This is a genomic window from Saccharobesus litoralis, assembly GCF_003063625.1.
Taxonomy (GTDB): Bacteria; Pseudomonadota; Gammaproteobacteria; order Enterobacterales; family Alteromonadaceae; genus Saccharobesus; species Saccharobesus litoralis.
The window spans coordinates 3,621,544-3,645,861 of record NZ_CP026604.1; the positions used below are offsets into that span (position 1 = coordinate 3,621,544).

The following is a 24,318-nucleotide window of genomic DNA, read 5'->3' on the forward strand; positions in this document are numbered from 1 at the left end:
AGTTAAAATGTGATACTTTTTGTTATTTCTTTAAAGTGATTGTCGTTTTGCAACACAACGACTGAGTTGTCGTTATTGCTATGTGCCATAGGGCTTGAACTGAGTACCAGTCTAGCGCAGTTTGCTTGGCAAATCAGGCTGTGGGTCACAAATTCGACCAGTTGTTGTAATTCTATTTTTTCAACTTGTTCTGCTATGGCTTGTTTACGATTAAATTCGTGATCTTTAAGGCCTATTGCCAACCAAAATCGCTGGGCTGTAATGCGCAGGCTAGAATCTTTTTCTAGCAATTGCTGCGATAAATTGGTTTTTAAACTAGCAAAATGTTGCGTTTCCATACTATTTAATTGTTCGGGCAATGTCGCAAAAAAATCGTCTATTGCCTGACAAATTGCTTGTGGTTCGGTTGTGTTCGATTGCACATAGGCAATAAATCCAGGTTGTTGGTTGATGGGCATATAGCCTGTTCCTAACATGTAACCCAGTTGCTTTTCTGTGCGTAGTTGATGAAAAAACGCCGGAGAAATAATGTGATTAGCCAGTGTCAGCAATGCCGCTGAAAAATTGCTGGCATCGGCTGCTTGGTAATAAAGTATTAGGCTATGGTCTGGATGATCATCCTCACATGTGAGTTCACATTGTTGTTGTGGCAATAAGTGGACATTGCGCGGCACTTCAGCTATTGCGTGCTTGTTAGCTAAAATGAAGTCATTCAGCAAAGCATGTATTTTATGAGCGCTGCTCATTTGCACATCACCGTATATAAAGGCTTCACAGTGAACAGAGTCAAACAGGGTTTGAGCAAAGTGACTAAAGTCTTGTTGTGTTATTGGGTCAATGGCTTGCGCCATGTCGACCGACATATATTGGTTGTTTTGCAGTAGGGCATTTAATCGGCTGAACAGTTTAGATACGGGTTTTCCTTTATTGCTATTACGCCAGCTTTGTTGCAACTGCCGTTTGACCTCGTTAAAGCGTTTAACTGAAAATGAGTTGATTTGTAGGGCCGATAATATATCGCCCAGCAATGCTTGTTGTTTGTCGGCAAAACCCGATATGTGTAGCGTAAGCCCAGCTTGATGTGGATAGATGTGATAGCTCATGCCAGCCGCCGCAGCGTGATATAAATCGGTATCGATTTTATCTAACAATACTTCAATGTATAAGCGGGTCATCGCGACATTGTAAATACTGCCTTGGGCTTGTTGCATATCTAGCGATACGTAAATATGGCTTTTCGGGGTAGCAAAGCGCTCATCCTGTTTGTACCATAGCTTTAAGCCGGTTTCGTCAACTAGCTTTATTGGGTTGATGCTGGCAAAGTCGTGTTCAACCTCTAGCGGCTCTGTGCGTTCAGGAACGTAGGGGTTAGGTGAGGGCATTTGGAAGTTACAATCTGGCAATTGTTGGTAATCGGCTTGTTGCCAAACTTCGACTAGTTCACTGTCAAAGGCCCTGTGTTGATAGGGGGCGTTGTACCATTGACTAATTTGGGCCTGCTCAAGGGTTTGATCAGACAATTGAATCAGTCGCATATTGGTTGGCGTGAGCTTTTGCCAATGCTCGGTAAGCCAATCGGTATCTAGCCCTTGCATTAAATAATCGCTAACCAATAAGTCTTCAATAGCGACGTAATGCATTTTTTGCGCTATTGCGCTTACAGCATCTAATAGCTTAGTTTGTTCTTGATAATTAAAAGCAAGTGCCGCCAATTGCTGTTTTTCATGGTAAATATAGTTAGCTACGGGTTGGCTTTGAGCAAACTTAATATAAGCAAACACAACATAGCAGATCTGTTCAATATTATGTTTACCCAATTGGGTTAACTGAATGCTGATATTAAAATCTTTAAAGTTAGAAGCATCGACACCACTACCTGCCGATAACCCATTGACAAGACCTTGTTCTCGTAAATAGGCAAATAAACTGCCTTTGTCCTCTCGACCTAAAATGTATCCAAGATAGGAGATACTTTTGTCTCGGTATCTATGTTGGATGGGTTCGAAGGCAAAGGATAAAATAATTTGGTTTGCTTCGCGTAACGTTTGTACCTGAATACCACATTGCTGATGTTCAGCTTGGTAGATAGGTGAACTTATAGGTGGTTTGGTTTCGCCACTGGTTTTGATCTTGTCAAAATAGCGTTGCGCTAATTCGGCTAACTCATCCAGCGATTGCTTACCCGCGAGCACGAGTTTCATGCGGTTAGCGAGGTAATTTTTATCGAAAAATTGTTGTAGCTGTTGGCGTAAGCTGATTTCTGGCCGGTCAACTAAAGTTTGTAAATTACCCACTGAAAACCGGCTGAATGGATGCTCGGGGTTACTGGTTTCTTTATGAACTTCGTATAATCGCCGTAAATCGTCTTTTCGTTTTAGTTCAAATTCTGATTCGATCGCGTTGCGTTCTTTATTGATATATTCGGGGTTGAATAACGGACAGATAAAAAATTGACTAAAGCGTTCAAGCGCACCGGCAAAAGCATCGCTGTTAATGTCTAGGTAAAAGTTTGTGTGTTCACTGCCTGTCCACGCATTGTGATGGCCACCGTGTTGGCTAATATAGTTTTGGTAAGCATCTGCTTCTGGAAAGGACTCTGTGCCTAAAAATAGCATGTGCTCAATAAAGTGAGCTAAACCCAAACAGTTTTTGGGGTCATCAAAATGGCCGGCATTTACCACCATGGAAGCAGCTGATTTATGACTTTGCTTGTCATGGATCAGAACCACATCCAGGTGGTTTTGCAGTCGAATATGACGGTATTGACGCGTGTCATTTGGACTTTTTGTGATCAAGGTGGTTGTTCCTTTTTGGTTTATTAATTGTAAAGATAACACAGCTTTAAATTAATGCTTACATCCTTAATGCCTACCTCGTTAAGCTTGTCTCGTTTTTAAGTTGAATATGGGTCATATTGTAAACTAATTTATTTTATTGGCTTTGTATCTGAGGGGATATGAAAATAACCTGTAGCCCTTGTGTATACTGTGTGTTGCTTTTCGCGATATCTGTTTATTATTTGCGATTTTAACTAGGAATTTTGTTCAACCTGCTTTATGTTTAATCAACATTGATTTGGGTTAAACAACAATAGTATGCAGTTAGTTATTGTTCGACATGGTGAAGCCGAACCATTTTGCCAAGATGATTCTAGTCGCCAGCTTACCGTTCGTGGCATTCACGAAGCCAGTTGCACTGGCAAGTGGTTAAACACCTTTGGCGCTAATTTTGATGTTGCCTTGGTCAGCCCATTTATCCGTGCGCAGCAAACTTGGCAGCAAATGCAATCCTCTAATATTACGGCGAAACAGGTGCATACCTTAGCAGATATCACCCCAGAGTCTGATCCAGAGCTGGCCGAATCGGTTATTCGCGCTTATGCTGATGGTGCTGAAAAAGTGCTGGTGGTTTCTCACTTACCCTTGGTGAGTTATTTAGTTGAGCGTTTTACTCAATCATTTGGCCCCATTTTCGCGACGGGTGCTGGAGCCGTTATTATCCTGCAAGATTGGCAAGGTGTTGGTGAAATGTCTGATTTTAAAGCGCCATTTGAAATGGCATGTTAACCACCAGCTATTAAACCAATAGCGGTGGTTGGTCTGTTTTAGTCTTCACCTTCTTCAAACGCTAAAATATCCCCTGGTTGGCAATCTAATACCTGACAAATTTTGTTTAGTGTTTCAAAGCGGATCGCTTTAGCACGGCCACTTTTTAAAACGGACAAGTTTTGCGGTGTAATATCAATTAATTTTGCTAACTCGTTGGAACGCATTTTTCGTTTGGCCAACATGACATCTAAATTGACTATGATTGGCATAGTTAACCTCTAACTCTTATACCGTAAGTTTGTTGTCTTCATGTAACGTGGTACCTATTTCTAGTATCCAAACAAACATCCAAAGCAACCCGAGTATGACTAAATGCGTTGGTAAGCTAATTCTTATATTTAGGTCATTAAGTAATACGGTACTGGCAAGCAAACTGGTGATATAGCTCACTACTAAAAAGCTTAAATAAAGCTGAGCTATTTTTCTGGCAAGTTTCACAGCGGCTTGGCAAAACACTTGTTGTTGGTTAAACAGCCTTAACAAACTGATACAACTCCATGCTCCTGGCAAAATAAACGCAGCTACAAAGCACAATACTGAGAATATCGCTATTTTATCAGCCCATGTGGCTAAGCCGGCTTGCAAGTCGTCATGACTAAAATTGATATTAAGCTCACCTAGGTGTTTGTCGGTCAGTAAACTAAATTCACTGCTATTGACTGTGGGGCTAGTGAATAAGCTGATACTTAAACCGACTAAGATAACCACCACACTCACTAGTACCATGTACATAATAGGGATCAATAACCGACTGACTTTTTCAATCTTTGCGTATTCTACTTTACCTATAGGTTCCATTAAGTGATCTCTAGTTTTGATTTATGTTGTGTTTACTATAATTATCTTTTTATTTTAGTCAATAATAATTTATCGTTTTTCGATAATTAATTGTCGTTAAAGATTTTTAAAGCGCTGAAACGATATGTTTAATTTGTTGTAATTATTCAGCGTAATGAAACTGATAAGCCATAGGCCATTTCATATCTTCACAGATGGTCCTTTTGTGGGCGAGCATTTATGCTTGCAGAGCCTGCAAACCTTTCAGTCCGAAAGAGTAATACTACAGATTTTACTAAATAATCATCGAAGGTGGTTAAAGCGGACAAGCACATATAGGACAAAACAATTGTATTTTTGCGCTATATTTTTTAGTAAATGACAATCAAACGATATTTTCTGACAAGCATTCATCACAGCTTTGGCTAAACTTAACTATAATGCTACTTGTTGTTGAAATATAAAAAACATTAACTATAGGTGAATCTTATGCGCTTGGGTGTTATAACAAAGTTGCGTAGTTATTTATGCGTGTTGCTGATTTCCAGCTTCTCTATTGTCTGTGGTCAGGCTATTGCAAAAGACATATCTGACTTTAATTTTGATTGGCGTTTTCAGTTGTATGAGAATATTTATGACACCAAGCAGCAAGCTGCGTATCAGCATAATTATGACGATTCAAATTGGTCTGTTGTGCAAGTACCACATGATTGGGCAGTACCATTACCTTATACCGATGAAAAAGGCGCGGCGAGTTCTGGTTTTAAAGCTGGCGGTGTAGGCTGGTATCGTAAGTCGTTTGTATTGGGTAAAGAAAACCAAAATAAGGTTGTGTGGTTAGAGTTTGACGGTATTTACAATAATTCAGATGTTTGGATTAACGGTCATCATGTGGCTGAAAGACCTTACGGTTATTCGAGTTTTTCGGCAGAGTTAACTCCATATTTGTTATTTGACGGCCAACCTAATGTAGTGTCTGTTCGCGTTAATCGTACGAGTTATGCCGATTCTCGTTGGTATACAGGCTCGGGTATTTATCGAAATGTGCGCTTAGTTAAAGCAGATAAAATTTATATTCCGCAGTGGGGTATTCAAGTTTCAACACCCAATATTTACGATGACTTGGCTAAGGTTAAAGTTCAAACAACAATTAACGCACAAGCGCATCAAGGACAGGAAGCTAAGTTACACATTGAAATTTTTGATGAACAAAATCAACGAGTCGCACAACAAACAGCTTATGTTGATTTAGCGCATCAAACCAATGTTGTTACTGAAGTTGAAGTGCGTGATCCGCAGTTATGGGCGCTTGAATCACCGACTTTGTACCACGCTAAAGTGTCGATTTACAAAAATGATGGATTCTTTTCGTCGTATAAATTAATCGGTGACGACAAAACAAGATTCGGTATTCGCACAATTAAGTTCGATGCGAACAAAGGCTTTTTGCTAAATGGTAAGCAAACTAAAATTAAAGGTGTTAACTTACATCATGATGCGGGCGCTGTTGGTGTGGCAGTGACTAAAGAGATGTGGCGCTATCGTTTAAATAAATTAAAAAGCGTGGGGGTTAATGCCATTCGTATGTCGCACAATCCACATTCTCCTGAACTAATGGAGCTGTGTGACGAAATGGGCTTTTTAGTGAATGCTGAAATTTTTGACGACTGGGACAGAACCAAGAAAAAGAGCAAAATTCGTTTAGGAGATAATGCGGTTTCTGGCGATGCGGGTCGCTCATACGATGAGTATTTTAAGCAATGGGCCGAGCGTGACGCTAAAGATGCTGTACGTCGTGATTTTAACCATCCGTCAGTGATTATGTGGAGTATAGGTAATGAAATTGAGTGGACTTATCCATACTATCCTAAGTCAGCTACGCATGCCGAAGATGGTACTGATTATTATACTGAAGCACCAGATTACACGCCTGAGCGAATTCGCAAAAACTTAAAGAAACACAACCCAGATAGCATAGATAACTTACCTATCGTTTCTAATATGCTGCGTGGCTTTGTTAAAGAAATTGATACAACCCGCCCAGTCACTGCAGGTTTAGTGCAACCCTCGGTTGGATTCACCTCGGGTTACACTGATACATTAGATGTTGTTGGCTTTAATTATCGCGCGCCTGAATATGAAGTAGCCCATAAGACTAACCCAGATGCCATTATTTACGGCTCTGAAAACTGGGGTGCATGGCGCGAATGGCGCGATGTAAAAGACAAAGACTATGTGGCAGGTATCTTTATTTGGACAGGTTTTGCTTATAAAGGTGAATCGGGTCCGTTACCTAAGATGGGGTTAGAGATTTCGTTGTTTGACTTCTTAGGCAATAAAACCCCACGAGGTCATTTCTTTGAAACCATCTGGCGTAGCGAGCCTAAAATTTATTTAGGTACGACGGCCGCAAGCCAATCAGAGTTTAGTTATTCAGAAACTGACGGTTGGACATTTACAGCGCGTAAGTATCCTAAAGGTGTGTGGGCGCCGATCCGTAATTGGGAATGGTACGATATTGAAGAAAAATGGAAGTACGCTGATGGCGAGTCAATTGTTGTTCAAAGCTATACCAATACTGAAGAAGCCGAACTGTTTTTAAATGGCCAATCGCTAGGTCGAAAGTCATTAAAGGCGTTTGATGAAGATCGTGTGATCAAGTGGCTAGTGCCTTATCAAGCCGGTGAGCTTAAGGTGGTAGGTTACAATCAAGGTAAAGCGGTAACTGAAGATATGATTAATACGCATGGTCAATTGGCGTCAATCGATTTAGTCGCAGACAAACCTGAAATGCAGGCTGATAGCTACGATGCAATTCAATTACATGTAACTTTGTTGGATGCAAAAGGCAATCGACTATTTGATGATGAGCAAAAGGTTGAGTTTGAGGTAACAGGTTCTTTTGGTCAGACATTTGTTGATAATGGTTCTGAGTTCAATGTGGGTGATGTACTTGCCGATTCAGTGACAAGCCATAAAGGTCGTGCGGGAATATTGATCCAAAGTAGCACGCAAGCGGGTGATATTCGTGTTGTGGCTAAGGTTGGAACGGTGAAATCTCAACCTTTAATTCTTAAAGTTAAATAGTTTGTTAATTACAGAGATATAGTCTTCTCGCTTAGGTCTTATGGTTCATTGTCAGCGCTAACTCTCGACTTTGGCTCCTGCGTCGTTCTAACACCTAAATCCATTTAGGCGGCCCCAATCACATAGTAGAGCATATGCTCATGGGGTCTCGAAGCTTGACGGCTTTGCCTATATGGATGTAGGTACTTAGGTTTCGTCTGGAACTAGAAACCTGCCCCTAAAACCCGATCGCTTTGACTATAGCATCAGTTGTTACCAGTAGTATTCAAGCATAAAAAAGCCCGCTTCAAGCGGGCTTTTTAGTTAATTTTTATCAACCATACGAATTAGCGTAATGGCTTTATCTGCCTTGAAGCTTTTCTTCAATGCAGTCAAATAGTTTTCCTGTAATATCAACATCATATGCCTTGCTGATCTCTTGAACACAGGTGGGGCTGGTGACATTAATTTCAGTTAATTTATCGCCTATCACATCTAAACCAACAAAGATTAAGCCTTTTTCCTTCAATGTTGGGCCCACTTGCTCCGCGATCCAGCGGTCTGAATCAGACAATGGGCGAGCTTCACCTCTGCCGCCAGCCGCTAAATTACCTCGGGTTTCACCTTTCGCTGGAATACGCGCTAGGCAATAATCTATGGGCTCGCCGTTGATCATTAATATTCGTTTATCGCCATCTTTGATTTCAGGGATGAAAGTTTGCGCCATTGCGTAGCGTGTACCATGCTCGGTTAACGTTTCTAAAATGACACCGACGTTTGCATCGTCTGGTTTTAACCTAAAAATAGAAGCGCCGCCCATGCCATCCAGCGGTTTTAAAATGACATCTTGATGTTGATTGTAAAATTCACGAATACGTTTAGCATCACGGGATACCAAGGTGGTTGGACAACACTCAGGAAACCATGCGGTATAAAGCTTTTCGTTAGCATCACGTAAGCTTTGCGGTTTGTTGACGATCAATGTTCCTTCGCGCTCTGCCTGCTCAAGCATGTAGGTGGCGTAAATATATTCGGTATCAAAAGGCGGATCTTTACGCATCAAAATTACGTCTAGCTCGGCTAGCGGCCAGTCATATTGCTCACCAAATGTGTACCAATTATCTGGATTGTTGTTAACGGTTAAAGCGGTGACGTTACCGTATGCGCGGCCTGTTTCTATGTAGAGATCCTGCATTTCTAGGTAATAAATCTCATAGCCGCGTTGTTGGGCTTCAAGCAACATGGCGAAGCTGGTGTCTTTTTTGATATTGATGTCGGATATGGGATCCATTACGATGCCAAGCTTAATTGCCATGATAGCTCCTGTAATTTTCAACCTGAATGGGTTGCGAAAGATAGTCTTCCCGCTCTGATTTTATGGTTCATTGTCAGCGCTTACTCTCGACTTTGGCTCCTGCGTCGTTCTAACACCTAAATCCATTTAGGCGGCCCCAATCACATAATAAAGCATATGCTCATGGGGTCTCGAAGCTTGACGGCTTCCCCTAAAACCCGATCGCTTTGACTAAAAATGGGTTGTTTAGGCAAATGGGGCTGAAATTTGAAACCTCAACCCCGAATATTTAATAAGTGTTTATAATCACGAAAAAAAGAAATTAAAACCTGCATCCAGTTGCATGAGTTTCTCTTGCTCTAAGTCGGCTTCAAGAAGCTTTTCTTGGGCCAAAAAGCCCTCAGGAAATTGAATGGTGATGGATTCATCTTCCACGGTTACACTAAAATCAGGCACTAAATTATCGCGACGGCGTAAATTAATGACTAGGGCGATACGCAATATTCGTATTGCACGAACCACTTTAGATACTTTATACAAGGTAAAGCTAGGTAGCTCTTCTAATCGCAGCTTTTTACGCTGAAATCGTAATAAACTGGCAATCAATAGCTGTTCTTCTTGAACGAATCCAGGTAATGACGAATGGCTAGCAATATAAGCCGAATGCTTGTGAAAGCCAGTTGAGTTGATATGCAGGCCAATTTCGTGAATTTGACACGCCCAAACTAATATTTGTCGGAATTTACGCGATAAGTTCCATTCAGAGTTTGATTGCTGAACGATTTCAAGTGCAGTGCGCTGCACTCGGTTAGCTTGATTCGCGTCTATGTAGTAGCGTGTCATCAAACTTTCGATGGTGCGTTCACGAATATCATGGTGTTTTAATCGTTCTTCCATTTCGTATAACACTCCTTCTCGTAGCGCTGCGTCAGAATAGGTCAGCGATTTGATGTTGAGTACTTCGAATGCGGCAATTAACACAGCCAGCCCACCAGGTAATACGGGGCTACGATGTTCTGAAACACCCGCTATATTGATGTCGTTAACATGTCCAAAGCTAAGCAGCATTTGCTTGAGCTTTTCGAGGTGTGTGGCTTTAATTTCACTTTGACTCCAACCGGCTCGTACAATAACTTCTCGGATGGCTTTAATCGTTCCTGATGTGCCAAAACAAGCTTGCCAGCCCATATTTTTGTATTGTTCGATAATTTCTTCTAGTTCTTGCTCGGCTTGAATGATGGCTTTTTGGAAGGCTAACTCTGTAATTTTACCATTTTTGAAAAACGTCTGGGTGTAGCTAACACAACCCATTGAGCGAGAGCTTAACGCGATAGGCGCAAATTGTTGGCCAATAATAAATTCAGTACTACCACCACCAATATCAATAACTAATCTATTACCTTGTTCACTGACGGTATGCGCCACACCTTGGTAGATAAGACGGGCTTCTTCTTGGCCGCTTATCACTTCTATAGGGTAAGGAAATACTTGCTTAGCTCGTTGTAAAAATAATTTCGCGTTTATGGCCGAACGTAAAGTGTAGGTAGCGACAACTCTCACGTTTTCTTGTGGGATCCCCTCAAGTGCTTGTGCCATTTGCGTGAGGGTTTCTAGCCCACGCACCATAGCATCTTCAGAAAGGGACTTATCTCGGGCTAAGCCATCAGCTAATCTGACACGTTGTTTGACTTTATGTAAGGTTTGCAACGTGCCGTCAACTATTCGAGCGACAATTAGGTGGAAACTATTTGAACCAATATCTAACGCAGCGTACACAGTGCCGGGTTCGGGAATCGTTTGATTTTGTTTTTGTTCCACCTCTACCTCCGTAATTTGTTCAATTGGGTAAGGTAGGAAACCTAACCACTATCACTTAACTAACTCACTTTCTTCTGTTGCTTTTAAGTAGTTGTATATGGCAACTTGTGAGCGTATTTTTTTGCGATTACCACGCTTAACATACTGATTTTTTTGCTCAGCGTCTATGACACGTGCTTTGGTTGTATCATTAAATTGTAATGCAATGATGTCTTTTATGCGTTTTTTTAATTCTTCATCATAAATAGGGCACGCGACTTCGACTCTATGGTCAATATTGCGGGTCATCCAGTCAGCTGACGAGATATATACTTTCTCGTTGCCACCATTATGGAAAATCATCACACGCGGATGTTCTAAAAAGCGATCGACAATACTGATGATTTCGATATTTTCACTCAAGCCTTTCGCACCAGGAACTAGTTCACACATACCACGAATGATCATGCGAATTTTCACCCCAGCTTGACTCGCTTCGTATAGTTTGAGAATTAATGGCTTATCAACTAGGTTATTAACCTTCACCGTAATGGCCGCTTGTTTTCCCGCACGCGCATTAACGATTTCATTGTCGATTAAATTGGTTAGCGGAATACGGGAATAGATGGGTGATACCATTAAATGCTGATAGTCATGATGCTTGTACATATTTTCGATAAAATCGAAAACATTCGCTGCTTCATCGCATATCTCTTTATGGCAAGTGAATAAACTAAAGTCGGTATAAATACGCGCCGTTTTTTCATGGAAGTTACCTGTGCCTAAGTGGGCATAACGTATTAAGCCGGTCTCTTCCATACGGTTTATCAAGCAAAGCTTGGAATGCACTTTTAGTGTTGGGTTGGTAAACACAACGCGTATTCCGGCTTCTGTCATGATTTTAGCCCATTCAATGTTGTTAGATTCATCAAATCGGGCTTTAAGTTCAACGATAACTGTGACTTTTTTGCCGTTTTTCACTGCATCCATAAGTGAGCTAATTATGTTGGAATTTTTTGCTACACGATAAATATTTAGCTTGATACTTTGCACCAGTGGATCAAACGCCGCTTGCCTTACCAGTTCAGTAAAGTGATCGAATGTATGAAAAGGGTAATAGAGCAAAATATCTTTGGCTTTCATGGCATCAAACACGGTTTTGTGATTGACAAACGAACTGCTCTTAAACGGTGGCAATGGCTTGTTTTCTAAATATTCACGCCCAACATTGGGAAAACCGATAAAGTCTTTAAAATTACGGCAGCGGCCGCCAGGTAATAGGTTGTCATCGCTTTCGGAAATATTCATTTTGGCTTTAAGCATTTGCAAAATGTCGTCATCCATTTCACGGTTATAAACAACACGGGTGGGTTTTGCGTCGACGCGTTGCTTTAAACCTTCAGACATTTGCTCAACGACACTTAAATCTATTTCGTCACTTAAACCAAACTCAGCATCGCGGGTAATTTTAAATGAATAAACATCCAGTGATTTAAACTTAAAGAAACCATCGAAAATAGAATCTAAGCAGTCGATGATGATGTCATCCAATAATATTATTTTTTTCTCTTTCTTGGTTTTTTCCGGCGGCAATAATATGAAGCGAGGTAGTGCATCGGTTGGCACATCTAGCAACGCATACTGGGTACCGTGTTTTTGCCTTATTGCCACGGCTAAGTAAGTTGTATAGTCACTTAAATGCGCCATTAAGTCGGTTGTTTCATTAATAATAATCGGCGTAATATGGCGTAAAACATTATTTTTAAAATATTGTTTTAACCATTGGCGGTGAAAGTGACTTAGCTCTTTGGGTTCGACTAGATATATTTTGTGGCGAGCTAATTCTTTGCTGACCTCTTTAAATATTTTTTCAAAGTCAGCTTGTAACTTGAGAACTTTTTTATGAATGCGTTTTAATAAGCTATCGCTATGATCGGCTTCATTTTGTGCTTTGTTGATCAATATTTGGCGTTTTACATCGGCTACGCGAACGCGGAAAAACTCGTCCTGATTGTTAGAGAATATACCTAAGAATCTTACTCGCTCAATGACTGGAACGTTTTTGTCGGCGGCTTCTTGTAATACGCGCTCGTTGAAGGATAGCCAGCTTAGTTCTTTTTCGTTAAATAATTGGTCTGATTTAACCATTGTCATATTTTTAAGGGAGTTAGTCAGTTATTTTAGCGCCTTTAATACAGTATGCTTGTTGCAAACGTATTACGTTAACTAATTTATGGTTCAAAATGGAACATTTATGTTGTTCCTTTTTCATTAGACTTAAAGTGAGTTTATATCCACGATCAAGTCATCCGCCAGTTGTTCCAATGATTCTTTGACTTGATCTAGGTCGTCGCTGGACAGTTTAACTTCCACTTCAGCGTGAAATAGTTCACCACCCCAGTTAGGTGCTGGGCTGGTTTTGGAGTTAAGGCGTACAACATTAGCCCCTAGTTTAGCGATCGCACTGGAGACTTCTTTTACTATTCCAGGTCTGTCATTGCCTGTAATCGCGATAACGTGACAAGCTTGTTGGGCCTCGTTATTTGGGCTTGATTCAACTATGTCTAGGGTGTAACCCGATTGGCGTAATGCGAGCAACGCTTTGCTGAGTGCTTCTGTCGCTTCTGGGCTGATTTTGATCTCGACTATACCGGCAAATTGCCCTGCTAACTGACAAAAATTACTTGCCTGCCAACTACCTTTGTATTCGCTAACTAAATTGGAAATATTTTCTATAATGCCGGGTTTGTCTTGAGTAATTAAAGACATCACTAACGTATTCATGAAGATTCCTTGAAACAAAAATTTAATATAGCAACAAGCATAATTAGAATTAATACTATACTGAGTGTAACAGGGTTGAACACTCTGAAAATTAAAAGCGCTTGGCAACTTTAAATTTAGAAAAATATGAGTAAAAACACAAACATAGTTTGAAGATAAATAATATACGTTAATTTTTACTGGGTGATAACCGAGTTAACAAATGTATTTATGAGAACTGGCCTGAAATTACGCGCTTGTCATAATAATGAAATAAAAATTTATGTTAAAATTCATGTGTTTGTCATTTTTAAAAAGTGAATCTGGTGGTTTTAAGCATGTTGGCTTTATCAAATATTTCTATACGTCATCGTTTACTCGGTAATGTCGTTATTATTATCGCGGCGTTGGCCATTTTACTTTTTCTATCGTTAAGTGAGTTGGTTGAATTCAAAGCGTTGTCGAATGTAAAAGCACAAGTGGAAGCGTTAAATTCAGGTGTACTACAATTACGCCGTAATGAAAAAGACTTCCTGGCTCGCAAAGATTTAAAATATGTTGAAACCTTTGCCGCTAATGTCAAAAGCCTTAAACAACAGATTGATGAGATTGTACAGGTTTTTAGTAGCCTAGATATCAATACCGATCAATTGAGTGAATTTCAAAAAACTATTGATAGCTATCAACTAAAGTTTACTGAAATCAGTCGACTGCAACAATCGATTGGTTTGCATCCCAAAGATGGTTTGTATGGGTCTTTACGTCAAGCCGTACATGGCGTCGAGGATGTTTTAAAAGCGCATGAAAATTACCAATTATTGGCGTTTATGTTGCAATTGCGCCGCGCAGAAAAAGACTTTATGTTGCGCTATGATAAAAAATATTTAGGGAAATTTGATAGCGGAATCGACAATTTTTATAACGCTTTAGATGCTAATTTTGTTGGTCAAGATTATGTGCCTGAATTAAAACGTTTATTAAATAAATACAAATCAGAGTTTAAGTTATTAGTCGAAAAGCAAGAGCAGATTGGGCTTGATCCTAAATCAGGTGCGTTGGGGGATTTGCGCGCAACCATTCACAAAACTGATGAAACGCTCGCATCTTTGATGAAGCAGTCAGAACAAGCCATTAATGATGTGCAAGACACGTTAATCTTACAAAATATTATGGTGTTTATTGTCATTGCTATTTTTTCGATAACCGCAACCTTATTTATTGCTAACTCGATTGTTAAACCGTTAATGCGATTTTCGCAATTATTTTCAGAGATCCGTCGCGACAATGATTTGACCCGAAGTGTTGAATATAAGGCTAATGACGAATTATCTCAGGTAGCTAGAGATTTCAATTCGTTAATGGGGGATTTTAGAGATGCGGTTAGCAACATTCATGAAACCACTGGCGTTTTAGATATTGCAATGAACGAGTTGTGGAAAAACACCGAAAGTACCACCGTAGGTATGCAAACCCAACAACAAGAGAGTGAAATGGTGGCTACTGCGGCTACTGAAATGCAAGCAACGGTAGAGCAAATTGCCCGTAATACTGAATCTGCTGCGAGTAAAGCAGACCGAACCAGCCAGAGTGCTAATGAAGGACACGAACAAGTTAAATTAACGGTTGAAGCCATTCAAAATTTATCTAGCCAACTCGATAAAGCGTCGCATGTAGTGGGTGATCTAGAACAAGATAGTTCGACCATAGGTCAGGTTTTAGAAGTTATTCGTAGTATTGCCGAGCAAACGAATTTGCTAGCACTTAATGCTGCAATCGAGGCTGCAAGGGCTGGTGAGCAAGGTCGAGGATTTGCGGTCGTTGCAGATGAGGTTCGTAACTTGGCTATGCGCACCCAAGAATCAACACGTGAAATTGAAACCATAATAACGACATTACAATCCCGCACGTCGGATATCGTACAAATTATGTCTATTTGTCAAAGCGATGGACAAAAGAGCGCAGAGCAAGCCGAGCATGCTGGTCAGTTATTAATTGAGATTAATGACAATGTGATGGCTATTGTAGAAATGAATACGTCAATAGCGGCAGCTATAGAAGAGCAAAGTAAAGTAGCTTCAGAAGTGAATAAAAATGTAGTGAATATTCGAGACATCGCTATCGATGTTAAAGGTAAAGCTGAACAAAACTCACAGACAAGTGTCGAAATATCTCAACAGGTAACGTCCTTACATAAAACAGTTGAGATATTTAAAATTTAACTAGTTGCAACTCGGGAAGTCGTTTGTCGAAATGATGAGGCTGAAATACCAGTCAGCCTCAATAAAAATCACTTAATTAAGAATATTTCTTTGGTAGTTAGGGTAGTTTAGCTTAAGCACTTTTTGTGCATTCTGTTTTAATGGCTCTAACCCCAGCTCTTCGTAACTTATCACCATAATATCTAGCGCTTTTGCGACTTGATTAGTCTCACCAAACGTTTCTACTACACGTTTCGCGCGATTAGCCGCCGCCGCGTATGCTTGACGAGCAATATAATATTCAGCAGCAGCAATTTCTGTTTTAGCCATAAAGTCTTTTAAATAAACCATACGTTGGCGGGCATCAGCCGCATACTTACTGTCAGGATGATCGTTGACTATAGTTGAAAAGTCACTAAAAGCTTCGCCGATGGTTTTTACGTCGCGGTCGTAGCGCTCAATACCAAAGGCTTCTTGGAATGCATTTTTTGCCAATTGAATATTGACCAGTCCACGTAAGTAATGCACGTAATCAATATTTTGATGATTAGGGTTCATTCGTAAAAAACGATCGATTGATGCCAGTGCTTGCGCCGATTTTGACATCTTGTAGTTAACGTAAATCAGATCCAGTTGAACTTGATGCGAATGAGGGCCAAATGGGAATTGCGAGTCTAACGCATTTAAAATTTCTGATGCAGGAAAATAAGCGCCACCTTCTAAAAAGGTCTTGGCTTTTTCATATTCAGCTTGTAAAGACGATTTTTCTTCAATAATTATTTCATCTGGAGAGCTAGAGCAAGCAACAAGGCTAGCACTACAAGCTAACGCTAATAGGGCTTTGGAAGCGGATAATTTTAAATTTTTAGAGAAAAGCAACATAAACCTATATCTAGCATAATTAATATATTGATAAAACTGCGCGGCATTCTAGCACGCCAATTTGCTCCGGTATAGCAGACAGAATAAGCTAATCTGCTAGACTTATTTCAGCAGAGTAGACTGTTTAATCAGAAAAAAGTTTGCAACTCGCTCACAATTATTGTGCTAAATGTCGCATATCGGCTTGCAAGCCGTTACAATGCGCGGCTTTTTGTACCTCGCGTGTTTATTTTAAGGTTAATTAATGAACGAATTTGAAAAAGTCTCGCTCTCTGAGCAATTATCCCCAACAGCCGTTGGCAAGCGCTTAGATCAAGCTATTGCCGAGCTTTTTCCTGAGTATTCTCGTTCTCGATTGAAAGAATGGATCTTAGCCGGTGCTGTGCAAGTCGATGGCCATGTTGTCACTAAAGCACGTGAAAAAGTGCTTGGCACCGAATTAATTGAAATAAACGCCGAGTTGCCGATAGAGGTCGAAGACCAAGCGGAAGCTATTGATTTAGATATTGTATATGAAGACGACGATATCCTTGTTATTAATAAGCCTGCAGGTTTGGTTGTGCATCCAGGTGCGGGCAATCGTCAAGGAACATTACTTAATGCGTTATTGCATCATTGTTCTGAGTTAGAGCATGTACCGCGCGCAGGTATAGTTCACCGTTTAGATAAAGACACAACTGGGTTGATGGTTGTTGCTAAAAATTTACCTGCACAAACTTCCTTAGTCGCTCAGTTGCAGGACAAAACTGTGACTCGCGAATATGAAGCAGTGATTAACGGTACGCTTGCTGCCGGTGGTAAAGTCGATGCCCCAATTGGTCGCCATGCGACTAAACGAACATTAATGGCAGTTGTCCAAATGGGGGGCAAAGATGCCGTTACACACTACCGCGTTGCTGAGCGTTTTCGAGCGCATACACGAGTTAGAGTGCGTTTAGAAACAGGCCGAACTCACCAAATTAGAGTACATATGGCAAGCTTGAAATACCCTTTAGTTGGTGATTTTGCCTATGGTGGTAAGGTAAGGCCACCAAAAGGAGCCAGTGAGTTGTTAATTGATACTTTACGTGGTTTTACCCGCCAAGCCTTACATGCCGCTGTATTGGAATTAGAACATCCACGGACCTATGAGTGGATGCAGTTTAAAGCGGATGTACCAGAGGATATGATTAATTTATCGGCTGTATTACGAGCGGATGTAAAAGAGCATGGTTTAGATGAATACTAATGGTATTAACGGATAAACCTTGGTTTAAACCAAACTTTCCCGAATTTGACGGTTTGCATTGTTTATCAACAATGCGAGCGTCTATTACGAATTCAGATCCCATCGGCCATAGTCTCCCGCCATACAATCAATTTAATTTAGGCTTACATGTTCATGATGATCCTGTGGCTGTTATTCAAAATCGATCAGAATTACCTTGTCCAACAAGGATTGCTTGGTTAAAGCAAACTCACAGTGACAGGGTTGTCAATAGTCAGCAAGTATTTGATGTTGGCTTGCCAATTGATGCTGATGCCTGTTGGACACAGCAAATTGGCCATGTATGTGCGGTAATGACCGCAGACTGTTTACCCGTTTTATTATTTGATACAAACCAGCGTAAAGTTGCTGCTGTTCATTGTGGTTGGCGTGGCCTTCAACAACGTATTATTAGTCGTACAATTAAAGTGATGAATGCGGATCCATTAGATATTTTTGTTTGGCTCGGCCCAGCAATTGGAGCTCAAGTATTCGAAGTGGGTGAAGATGTTTTAGCTGCATTTGCGCAAGTCGATAAAAATTATCAACAATGTTTTACCGCTGCCAATAACAAATTCCTATTAAACATCTATTCATTGGCTAAAGTGGAACTTGAGCAGTTAGGGATCTCAAATATCTATTTTGATGACGTTTGTACCTATTCTAACCCTGAAGCTTTTTACTCTTATCGACGCGATGGTGCGACCGGAAGAATGGCAAGTTTAATCTGGTTGGAACGATAATCTTATTTTATTCATACAGCTAAAGGTTTGATAAACCTTTATAAAAATGAAATTCCTACTTTATTCCTCCTTGAAAACCCAGTGACCGCACCCAATTATATTTGCATAGAGAGATGGGAGTGGTTCCCGTTATCGGTGTTTATCAGGTGGCTTTATGCGATTAGACAAACTTACCAGTAATTTCCAGTTGGCTATTTCAGATGCTCAGTCATTAGCTCTTGGGCGTGATCACCAATTCATTGAGCCTACACATTTAATGCATGCCTTGCTTAATCAAGACGGCGGCAGTATTCGCTCTTTATTACAAGCGGCTGATGTTAATGTCAATGGCTTGCGCTCTCAACTAGCTGAAGCGCTTGACCGTATTCCTAAAGTTGAAGGGATTGGTGGTGACGTTACTTTATCTAATAGCTTGATTAGTTTACTTAACCTTTGCGATAAAATTTCTCAGAAAAGAGATGATAAATACATTTCGAGCGAGATTTTTATTCTAGCTGCAGTTGAGGATAAATCACCACTAGGTGACATTTTGCGTCGTTCAGGTGGCACTAAAACAAATATTGAAAAAGCCATAGAAAAAGTTCGTGGTGGTCAAAATGTGGATGATCCTAATGCAGAAGAAAAACGTCAAGCACTCGAAAAGTACACAATTGACTTAACCGAGAGAGCTGAGCAGGGCAAACTTGATCCGGTTATCGGCCGTGATGATGAAATCCGCCGCACCATTCAAGTCTTGCAACGCCGAACTAAAAACAATCCGGTATTAATTGGTGAACCAGGTGTCGGTAAAACCGCTATTGTTGAAGGTTTAGCGCAACGTATTATTAATGGCGAAGTGCCTGAAGGATTAAAAAATAAGCGTGTGCTTTCTCTTGATTTAGGCGCCTTAGTTGCAGGTGCTAAGTATCGTGGTGAATTTGAGGAACGCCTAAAAGCGGTATTAAATGAGCTTTCTAAAGAAGAAGGCCAAGTCGTTTTATTTATCGACGAACTGCATACCATGGTTGGCGCAGGTAAAACCGACGGTGCAATGGACGCAGGCAATATGCTAAAACCAGCACTAGCTCGAGGTGAACTTCACTGCGTTGGTGCTACTACTTTAGACGAATATCGGCAGTATATTGAAAAAGACGCTGCCTTAGAGCGGCGTTTCCAAAAAGTATTGGTTGATCAACCCAATGTTGAAGATACGATTGCTATTTTACGTGGTTTAAAAGAACGATATGAGCTGCATCATTCTGTTGAGATCACGGATCCTGCTATCGTAGCAGCGGCTTCGCTTTCTCATCGCTATATATCAGACCGTCAATTACCCGATAAAGCCATAGATCTGATTGATGAAGCTGCGTCTAGTATTCGGATCCAAATTGATTCAAAACCAGAAGATTTGGAAAAATTGGAAAGGCGTATCATTCAGCTCAAGTTGGAGCAGCAAGCCCTAGAGAAAGAGCGAGACGATGCCAGTAAAAAACGTTTAGAGGCACTGCGTACCGAATTAAATAAATGTGATGCGAAATTCAATGTACTGGAAGAAATTTGGCATTCAGAAAAAGCGGCGCTAGCAGGTACACAAAATATTAAAGCCGAATTAGAACAAGCAAGAATGGACTTGGAAATAGCCAGACGAGCGGGTGATTTAAGCCGTATGTCAGAGTTGCAGTATGGTCGTATTCCGGCATTAGAGCGTCAATTAGATTTGGCGGTGCAAGCTGAAATGCAAGATATGAGTTTGTTAAAGCACCGTGTAACTGACAATGAAATAGCGGAAGTTTTGTCTCGTTGGACTGGGATACCTGTAACCAAGATGCTAGAAGGTGAAAAGGAAAAACTACTCAAGCTTGAACAAATGCTGCACAAAAAAGTAGTGGGTCAAGATGAAGCGGTTAGCGCCGTCGCCAATGCTATTCGACGTTCTCGTGCGGGACTAGGCGACCCCAATCGACCCATTGGATCATTTTTATTTCTTGGTCCTACGGGAGTCGGTAAGACAGAATTGTGTAAAGCATTGGCCAATTTCATGTTTGACTCTGACAGCGCAATGGTGCGTATCGATATGTCGGAATTTATGGAAAAACATGCAGTTGCTCGACTTGTTGGCGCACCTCCTGGATATGTCGGTTACGAAGAGGGGGGTTATTTAACAGAGGCTGTCAGGCGCAAACCTTATTCAGTTATTTTACTGGATGAAGTTGAAAAGGCCCATCCAGATGTATTCAATATCTTATTACAGTTGCTAGATGATGGTCGTCTAACCGATGGGCAAGGCAGAACGGTTGATTTTAAAAATACGGTTATCATTATGACCTCTAACTTAGGTTCTGATGTCATACAGGAAAAATTTACTAGTGGACATCAAGAAGATATACAAACTGCAGTTATGCAAGTCGTTAGTCAATATTTTCGCCCTGAGTTTTTAAATAGAATTGATGATACTGTTGTATTTCATCCATTAGGTGGCGATCATATTAAGTCGATTGCTAAAATCCAGTTATTGAGCTTGCAAAAGCGCTTAGCGGAAAAAGAATTTAAACTTAATGTGACAGATCAGGCTTTAACTTACATAGCGAATGCCGGATTTGATCCCGTATTTGGTGCTCGACCACTTAAGCGAGCGATACAGCAGGAGTTAGAAAATAAACTTGCCCAAGCTTTATTGAGTGGTAAGTTAAAACCAGCATCAACCATTGTTGTGGACATTGAAAACCAACAATTGGTGTTTAAAACTAAATAAAGGAGCTTTAATGCTCCTTTAATTTTTTGAATACAAAAGTTTATCATTAGTTAATATTCGAGTAGACTTTTGCTTAATAATATAGGGCAACGCCCATTTCCTTTCTTTTATCTCGGAATATCAATATCTATGTCAAATAAGCGCCGTGGGGTTTATTTACTCCCCAATGTATTAACGACAGGTGGACTATTTTCAGGTTTCTATGCCGTTATTGCGTCCATGAATCATCAATTTGAAAGTGCGGCAGTAGCAATATTTATTGCTATGATTTTTGATGCGCTTGATGGTCGAGTTGCGCGTATTACCAATACCCAAAGTGCTTTTGGAGCTGAATACGATAGTATGGCAGATATGATTTCATTCGGCATTGCTCCTGCTATCGTTGCATACAATTGGGCTTTGGTTGATCTTGGAAAAGCAGGATGGTTAGCTGCGTTTGTATATACAGCTGGTGCCGCATTAAGGCTTGCTCGATTTAATACTACTGTGGGTACAGCAGACACTCGATTTTTCCAAGGGTTAGCTAGTCCGGCTGCAGCGGCGATTGTCGCGGGAATGGTTTGGGTTGGTAGTGAATATGAAATTAAGGGTAGTGATTACTCAATTATCGCAGCAATCATTACAGTTGCTTCAGGGTTACTCATGGTGAGTAACTTTAAATATTCCTCTTTTAAAGAAGTTGACTGGAAAGCGAAAGTTCCATTTATCGTTATATTAGTCATGGTTTTAGCTTTTATTGTTGTTGCAACAGAACCGGCGTTAGTCTTATTTATTATCTTTTCACTTTATGCCCTGTCGGGACCTATCCTAACTTATCGTTCGGAGAAAAGTATTAACTTGCATCACTTAGTAGGTGAGGCGCATGAAAATGATCATCCTGAAGATACCAAAGATTGTGAAGCGCCACACGATAAGTCAGGCGATAAGCATAAAAAGGTTGACGAGGATTGCGTTTAAATTGACAAAATCATCAATCTGGTTGTTTTTAAGACAATAATCACTCAATAAATAAGCCCTGCAATGTCAGGGCTTATTTTTATCATAAAAACTTCATTTTTTAGTTGACCGAATCTAATTCCTCCCTATAATGCGCCACCACAAACGAGGCGGCCTCAACAAGAGTTGAAACCAAATCGACAAGGTTAAAATTAATTTTAAATGTTTTAAAAATTAAGGTTGACTTTGAAAAATAAGGGCGTATTATTCGCGTCCCGCTTTGAGAGGAATGCTTCACAAAGCAGTCGAAACAAATCGGTTTATTCCCAAAAGTTTCGGCAAGTTCTTTAACAATTTGGTAGCTTACTTATCTGTGTGGGCACTCGTAAATATTCAGGTATAAAAAATTACTTGATGAAGAATGAGTGACTTATACAGTCTTAAAACTTGCTTCAACGACTTTGGTTGTTGAGTAAAAAATCAGAATTCATTGAGACCCAGATTTACTTTTTTGAAGAGTTTGATCATGGCTCAGATTGAACGCTGGCGGCAGGCCTAACACATGCAAGTCGAGCGGTAACATTTCTAGCTTGCTAGAAGATGACGAGCGGCGGACGGGTGAGTAATGCTTGGGGATGTGCCTTAAGGTGGAGGATAACCATTGGAAACGATGGCTAATACTGCATAGTATCTTCGGATTAAAGGGGGCTTTTAGCTCTCGCCTTAAGATCAACCCAAGTGGGATTAGCTTGTTGGTGAGGTAATGGCTCACCAAGGCGACGATCCCTAGCTGGTCTGAGAGGATGATCAGCCACACTGGAACTGAGACACGGTCCAGACTCCTACGGGAGGCAGCAGTGGGGAATATTGCACAATGGGGGAAACCCTGATGCAGCCATGCCGCGTGTGTGAAGAAGGCCTTAGGGTTGTAAAGCACTTTCAGTTGTGAGGAAAGTTGTACGGTTAATACCCGTATGATGTGACGTTAGCAACAGAAGAAGCACCGGCTAACTCCGTGCCAGCAGCCGCGGTAATACGGAGGGTGCGAGCGTTAATCGGAATTACTGGGCGTAAAGCGAGCGTAGGCGGCTAGATAAGTTGGATGTGAAAAACCGGGGCTTAACCTCGGCCGTGCATTCAAAACTGTCTGGCTAGAGTCCTGTAGAGGGGGGTAGAATTTCAGGTGTAGCGGTGAAATGCGTAGAGATCTGAAGGAATACCAGTGGCGAAGGCGGCCCCCTGGACAGTGACTGACGCTGAGGTTCGAAAGCGTGGGTAGCGAACAGGATTAGATACCCTGGTAGTCCACGCCGTAAACGATGTCTACTAGCTGTTTGTGTTCTTGAAACGTGAGTGGCGCAGCTAACGCACTAAGTAGACCGCCTGGGGAGTACGGTCGCAAGATTAAAACTCAAATGAATTGACGGGGGCCCGCACAAGCGGTGGAGCATGTGGTTTAATTCGATGCAACGCGAAGAACCTTACCATCCCTTGACATCCACAGAATTATTCAGAGATGAATTTGTGCCTTCGGGAACTGTGAGACAGGTGCTGCATGGCTGTCGTCAGCTCGTGTTGTGAAATGTTGGGTTAAGTCCCGCAACGAGCGCAACCCTTATCCTTAGTTGCCAGCGATTCGGTCGGGAACTCTAAGGAGACTGCCGGTGACAAACCGGAGGAAGGTGGGGACGACGTCAAGTCATCATGGCCCTTACGGGATGGGCTACACACGTGCTACAATGGACGGTACAGAGGGCGGCGAGCCAGCGATGGTTAGCGAATCCCTTAAAGCCGTTCGTAGTCCGGATTGGGGTCTGCAACTCGACCCCATGAAGTCGGAATCGCTAGTAATCGCAGATCAGAATGCTGCGGTGAATACGTTCCCGGGCCTTGTACACACCGCCCGTCACACCATGGGAGTGGGCTGCACCAGAAGTGGATAGCTTAATAATGGGCGTTCACCACGGTGTGGTTCATGACTGGGGTGAAGTCGTAACAAGGTAGCCCTAGGGGAACCTGGGGCTGGATCACCTCCTTACCTAAGACTTGAAATTTACTGAGTGTTCACACAGATAAGCAGTTACCAGAGTGGTTAGAGACCAAATCATTGACTCATCTAAATTGAGTTAATCAGTTTGGTTTCTCATCGAATTTCGTTCCTGACGAATTCGATATACCTACATCCTTGTAGGCAACCAAATGTTCTTTAACAATTAGGCAAAAGTAATAAGTTCATCCATATAGTGAATTTAGTATTCAAAATTTAATAGGCGCGTG

General features: G+C 41.1%; 15 protein-coding genes and 1 rRNA gene. 8 read left to right on the top strand and 8 right to left on the bottom strand.

The window, feature by feature from the left end; genetic code table 11:
* Positions 1–2 precede the first annotated feature (2 nt).
* A complete protein-coding gene (locus C2869_RS12965; RefSeq protein ID WP_159084163.1) occupies positions 3–2,795 on the bottom strand; it encodes an insulinase family protein in 2,793 nt (930 codons plus the stop codon).
* Between the two features lie 300 nt (positions 2,796–3,095).
* Between C2869_RS12965 and sixA the strand changes: the two genes are divergently transcribed.
* Positions 3,096–3,566 (top strand): phosphohistidine phosphatase SixA, encoded by a 471-nt coding sequence (sixA, locus tag C2869_RS12970; RefSeq protein ID WP_108603344.1) that lies wholly within the window; start codon positions 3,096–3,098, stop codon positions 3,564–3,566.
* A gap of 38 nt (positions 3,567–3,604) precedes the next feature.
* Here the strand turns inward: sixA and C2869_RS12975 are convergent, their stop codons facing one another.
* Together C2869_RS12975 and C2869_RS12980 are read right to left on the bottom strand one after the other, a co-directional pair.
* Positions 3,605–3,817, bottom strand: a complete 213-nt coding sequence (locus C2869_RS12975) for a helix-turn-helix domain-containing protein (protein WP_108603345.1) — start codon at positions 3,815–3,817, stop codon at positions 3,605–3,607.
* Positions 3,818–3,833: 16 nt separating this feature from the next.
* On the bottom strand, positions 3,834–4,406 hold the full coding sequence (locus tag C2869_RS12980) for a DUF2975 domain-containing protein (RefSeq protein WP_108603346.1): 573 nt from the start codon (positions 4,404–4,406) through the stop codon (positions 3,834–3,836).
* A 468-nt stretch (positions 4,407–4,874) separates the two neighbouring features.
* Here C2869_RS12980 and C2869_RS12985 point away from each other — a divergent pair, with 468 nt between their 5' ends.
* Positions 4,875–7,472, top strand: a complete 2,598-nt coding sequence (locus C2869_RS12985) for a glycoside hydrolase family 2 TIM barrel-domain containing protein (protein ID WP_108603347.1) — start codon at positions 4,875–4,877, stop codon at positions 7,470–7,472.
* Between the two features lie 340 nt (positions 7,473–7,812).
* On the opposite strand, the gene gshB is transcribed toward C2869_RS12985, so the two are convergent.
* From gshB to C2869_RS13005, 4 genes are all read right to left on the bottom strand, one after another.
* A complete protein-coding gene (gene gshB, locus C2869_RS12990; protein ID WP_108603348.1) occupies positions 7,813–8,766 on the bottom strand; it encodes a glutathione synthase in 954 nt (317 codons plus the stop codon).
* 285 nt (positions 8,767–9,051) lie between these two features.
* Positions 9,052–10,563, bottom strand: coding sequence for an exopolyphosphatase (gene ppx / locus C2869_RS12995; RefSeq protein WP_108603349.1), 1,512 nt, complete (start codon positions 10,561–10,563; stop codon positions 9,052–9,054).
* A gap of 51 nt (positions 10,564–10,614) precedes the next feature.
* On the bottom strand, positions 10,615–12,690 hold the full coding sequence (ppk1, locus tag C2869_RS13000) for a polyphosphate kinase 1 (RefSeq protein ID WP_108603350.1): 2,076 nt from the start codon (positions 12,688–12,690) through the stop codon (positions 10,615–10,617).
* Positions 12,691–12,819: 129 nt separating this feature from the next.
* A complete protein-coding gene (locus tag C2869_RS13005) occupies positions 12,820–13,326 on the bottom strand; it encodes a glycine cleavage system protein R (RefSeq protein ID WP_108603351.1) in 507 nt (168 codons plus the stop codon).
* Between the two features lie 317 nt (positions 13,327–13,643).
* Between C2869_RS13005 and C2869_RS13010 the strand changes: the two genes are divergently transcribed.
* Positions 13,644–15,524 (top strand): methyl-accepting chemotaxis protein, encoded by a 1,881-nt coding sequence (locus C2869_RS13010; protein WP_108603352.1) that lies wholly within the window; start codon positions 13,644–13,646, stop codon positions 15,522–15,524.
* A 72-nt stretch (positions 15,525–15,596) separates the two neighbouring features.
* On the opposite strand, the gene C2869_RS13015 is transcribed toward C2869_RS13010, so the two are convergent.
* A complete protein-coding gene (locus C2869_RS13015; RefSeq protein WP_108603353.1) occupies positions 15,597–16,385 on the bottom strand; it encodes an outer membrane protein assembly factor BamD in 789 nt (262 codons plus the stop codon).
* 244 nt (positions 16,386–16,629) lie between these two features.
* On the opposite strand from C2869_RS13015, the gene rluD reads away from it, so the two are divergent.
* The 5 genes from rluD to C2869_RS13040 all read left to right on the top strand — a co-directional run bounded on the left by rluD (position 16,630) and on the right by C2869_RS13040 (position 24,079).
* Positions 16,630–17,613 (top strand): 23S rRNA pseudouridine(1911/1915/1917) synthase RluD, encoded by a 984-nt coding sequence (gene rluD / locus C2869_RS13020; protein WP_108603354.1) that lies wholly within the window; start codon positions 16,630–16,632, stop codon positions 17,611–17,613.
* On the top strand, positions 17,613–18,374 hold the full coding sequence (gene pgeF / locus C2869_RS13025) for a peptidoglycan editing factor PgeF (RefSeq protein ID WP_108603355.1): 762 nt from the start codon (positions 17,613–17,615) through the stop codon (positions 18,372–18,374). Before rluD ends, pgeF begins: the two co-directional genes overlap by 1 nt.
* Before the next feature lie 154 nt (positions 18,375–18,528).
* A complete protein-coding gene (gene clpB, locus C2869_RS13030) occupies positions 18,529–21,105 on the top strand; it encodes an ATP-dependent chaperone ClpB (protein ID WP_108603356.1) in 2,577 nt (858 codons plus the stop codon).
* A 129-nt stretch (positions 21,106–21,234) separates the two neighbouring features.
* A complete protein-coding gene (gene pssA / locus C2869_RS13035; RefSeq protein ID WP_108603357.1) occupies positions 21,235–22,062 on the top strand; it encodes a CDP-diacylglycerol--serine O-phosphatidyltransferase in 828 nt (275 codons plus the stop codon).
* 487 nt (positions 22,063–22,549) lie between these two features.
* Positions 22,550–24,079 (top strand): 16S ribosomal RNA (locus tag C2869_RS13040).
* Positions 24,080–24,318 lie beyond the last annotated feature (239 nt).

Excerpts from the sequence above, each read along its gene's own strand:
- sixA (WP_108603344.1), top strand. The coding sequence starts at position 3,096 with ATGCAGTTAGTTATTGTTCGACATGGTGAAGCCGAACCATTTTGCCAA.
- C2869_RS12975 (WP_108603345.1), bottom strand. The coding sequence starts at position 3,817 with ATGCCAATCATAGTCAATTTAGATGTCATGTTGGCCAAACGAAAAATG.
- C2869_RS12980 (WP_108603346.1), bottom strand. The coding sequence starts at position 4,406 with ATGGAACCTATAGGTAAAGTAGAATACGCAAAGATTGAAAAAGTCAGT.
- C2869_RS12985 (WP_108603347.1), top strand. The coding sequence starts at position 4,875 with ATGCGCTTGGGTGTTATAACAAAGTTGCGTAGTTATTTATGCGTGTTG.
- gshB (WP_108603348.1), bottom strand. The coding sequence starts at position 8,766 with ATGGCAATTAAGCTTGGCATCGTAATGGATCCCATATCCGACATCAAT.
- ppk1 (WP_108603350.1), bottom strand. The coding sequence starts at position 12,690 with ATGGTTAAATCAGACCAATTATTTAACGAAAAAGAACTAAGCTGGCTA.
- C2869_RS13005 (WP_108603351.1), bottom strand. The coding sequence starts at position 13,326 with ATGAATACGTTAGTGATGTCTTTAATTACTCAAGACAAACCCGGCATT.
- C2869_RS13010 (WP_108603352.1), top strand. The coding sequence starts at position 13,644 with ATGTTGGCTTTATCAAATATTTCTATACGTCATCGTTTACTCGGTAAT.
- C2869_RS13015 (WP_108603353.1), bottom strand. The coding sequence starts at position 16,385 with ATGTTGCTTTTCTCTAAAAATTTAAAATTATCCGCTTCCAAAGCCCTA.
- rluD (WP_108603354.1), top strand. The coding sequence starts at position 16,630 with ATGAACGAATTTGAAAAAGTCTCGCTCTCTGAGCAATTATCCCCAACA.
- pgeF (WP_108603355.1), top strand. The coding sequence starts at position 17,613 with ATGGTATTAACGGATAAACCTTGGTTTAAACCAAACTTTCCCGAATTT.
- clpB (WP_108603356.1), top strand. The coding sequence starts at position 18,529 with ATGCGATTAGACAAACTTACCAGTAATTTCCAGTTGGCTATTTCAGAT.
- pssA (WP_108603357.1), top strand. The coding sequence starts at position 21,235 with ATGTCAAATAAGCGCCGTGGGGTTTATTTACTCCCCAATGTATTAACG.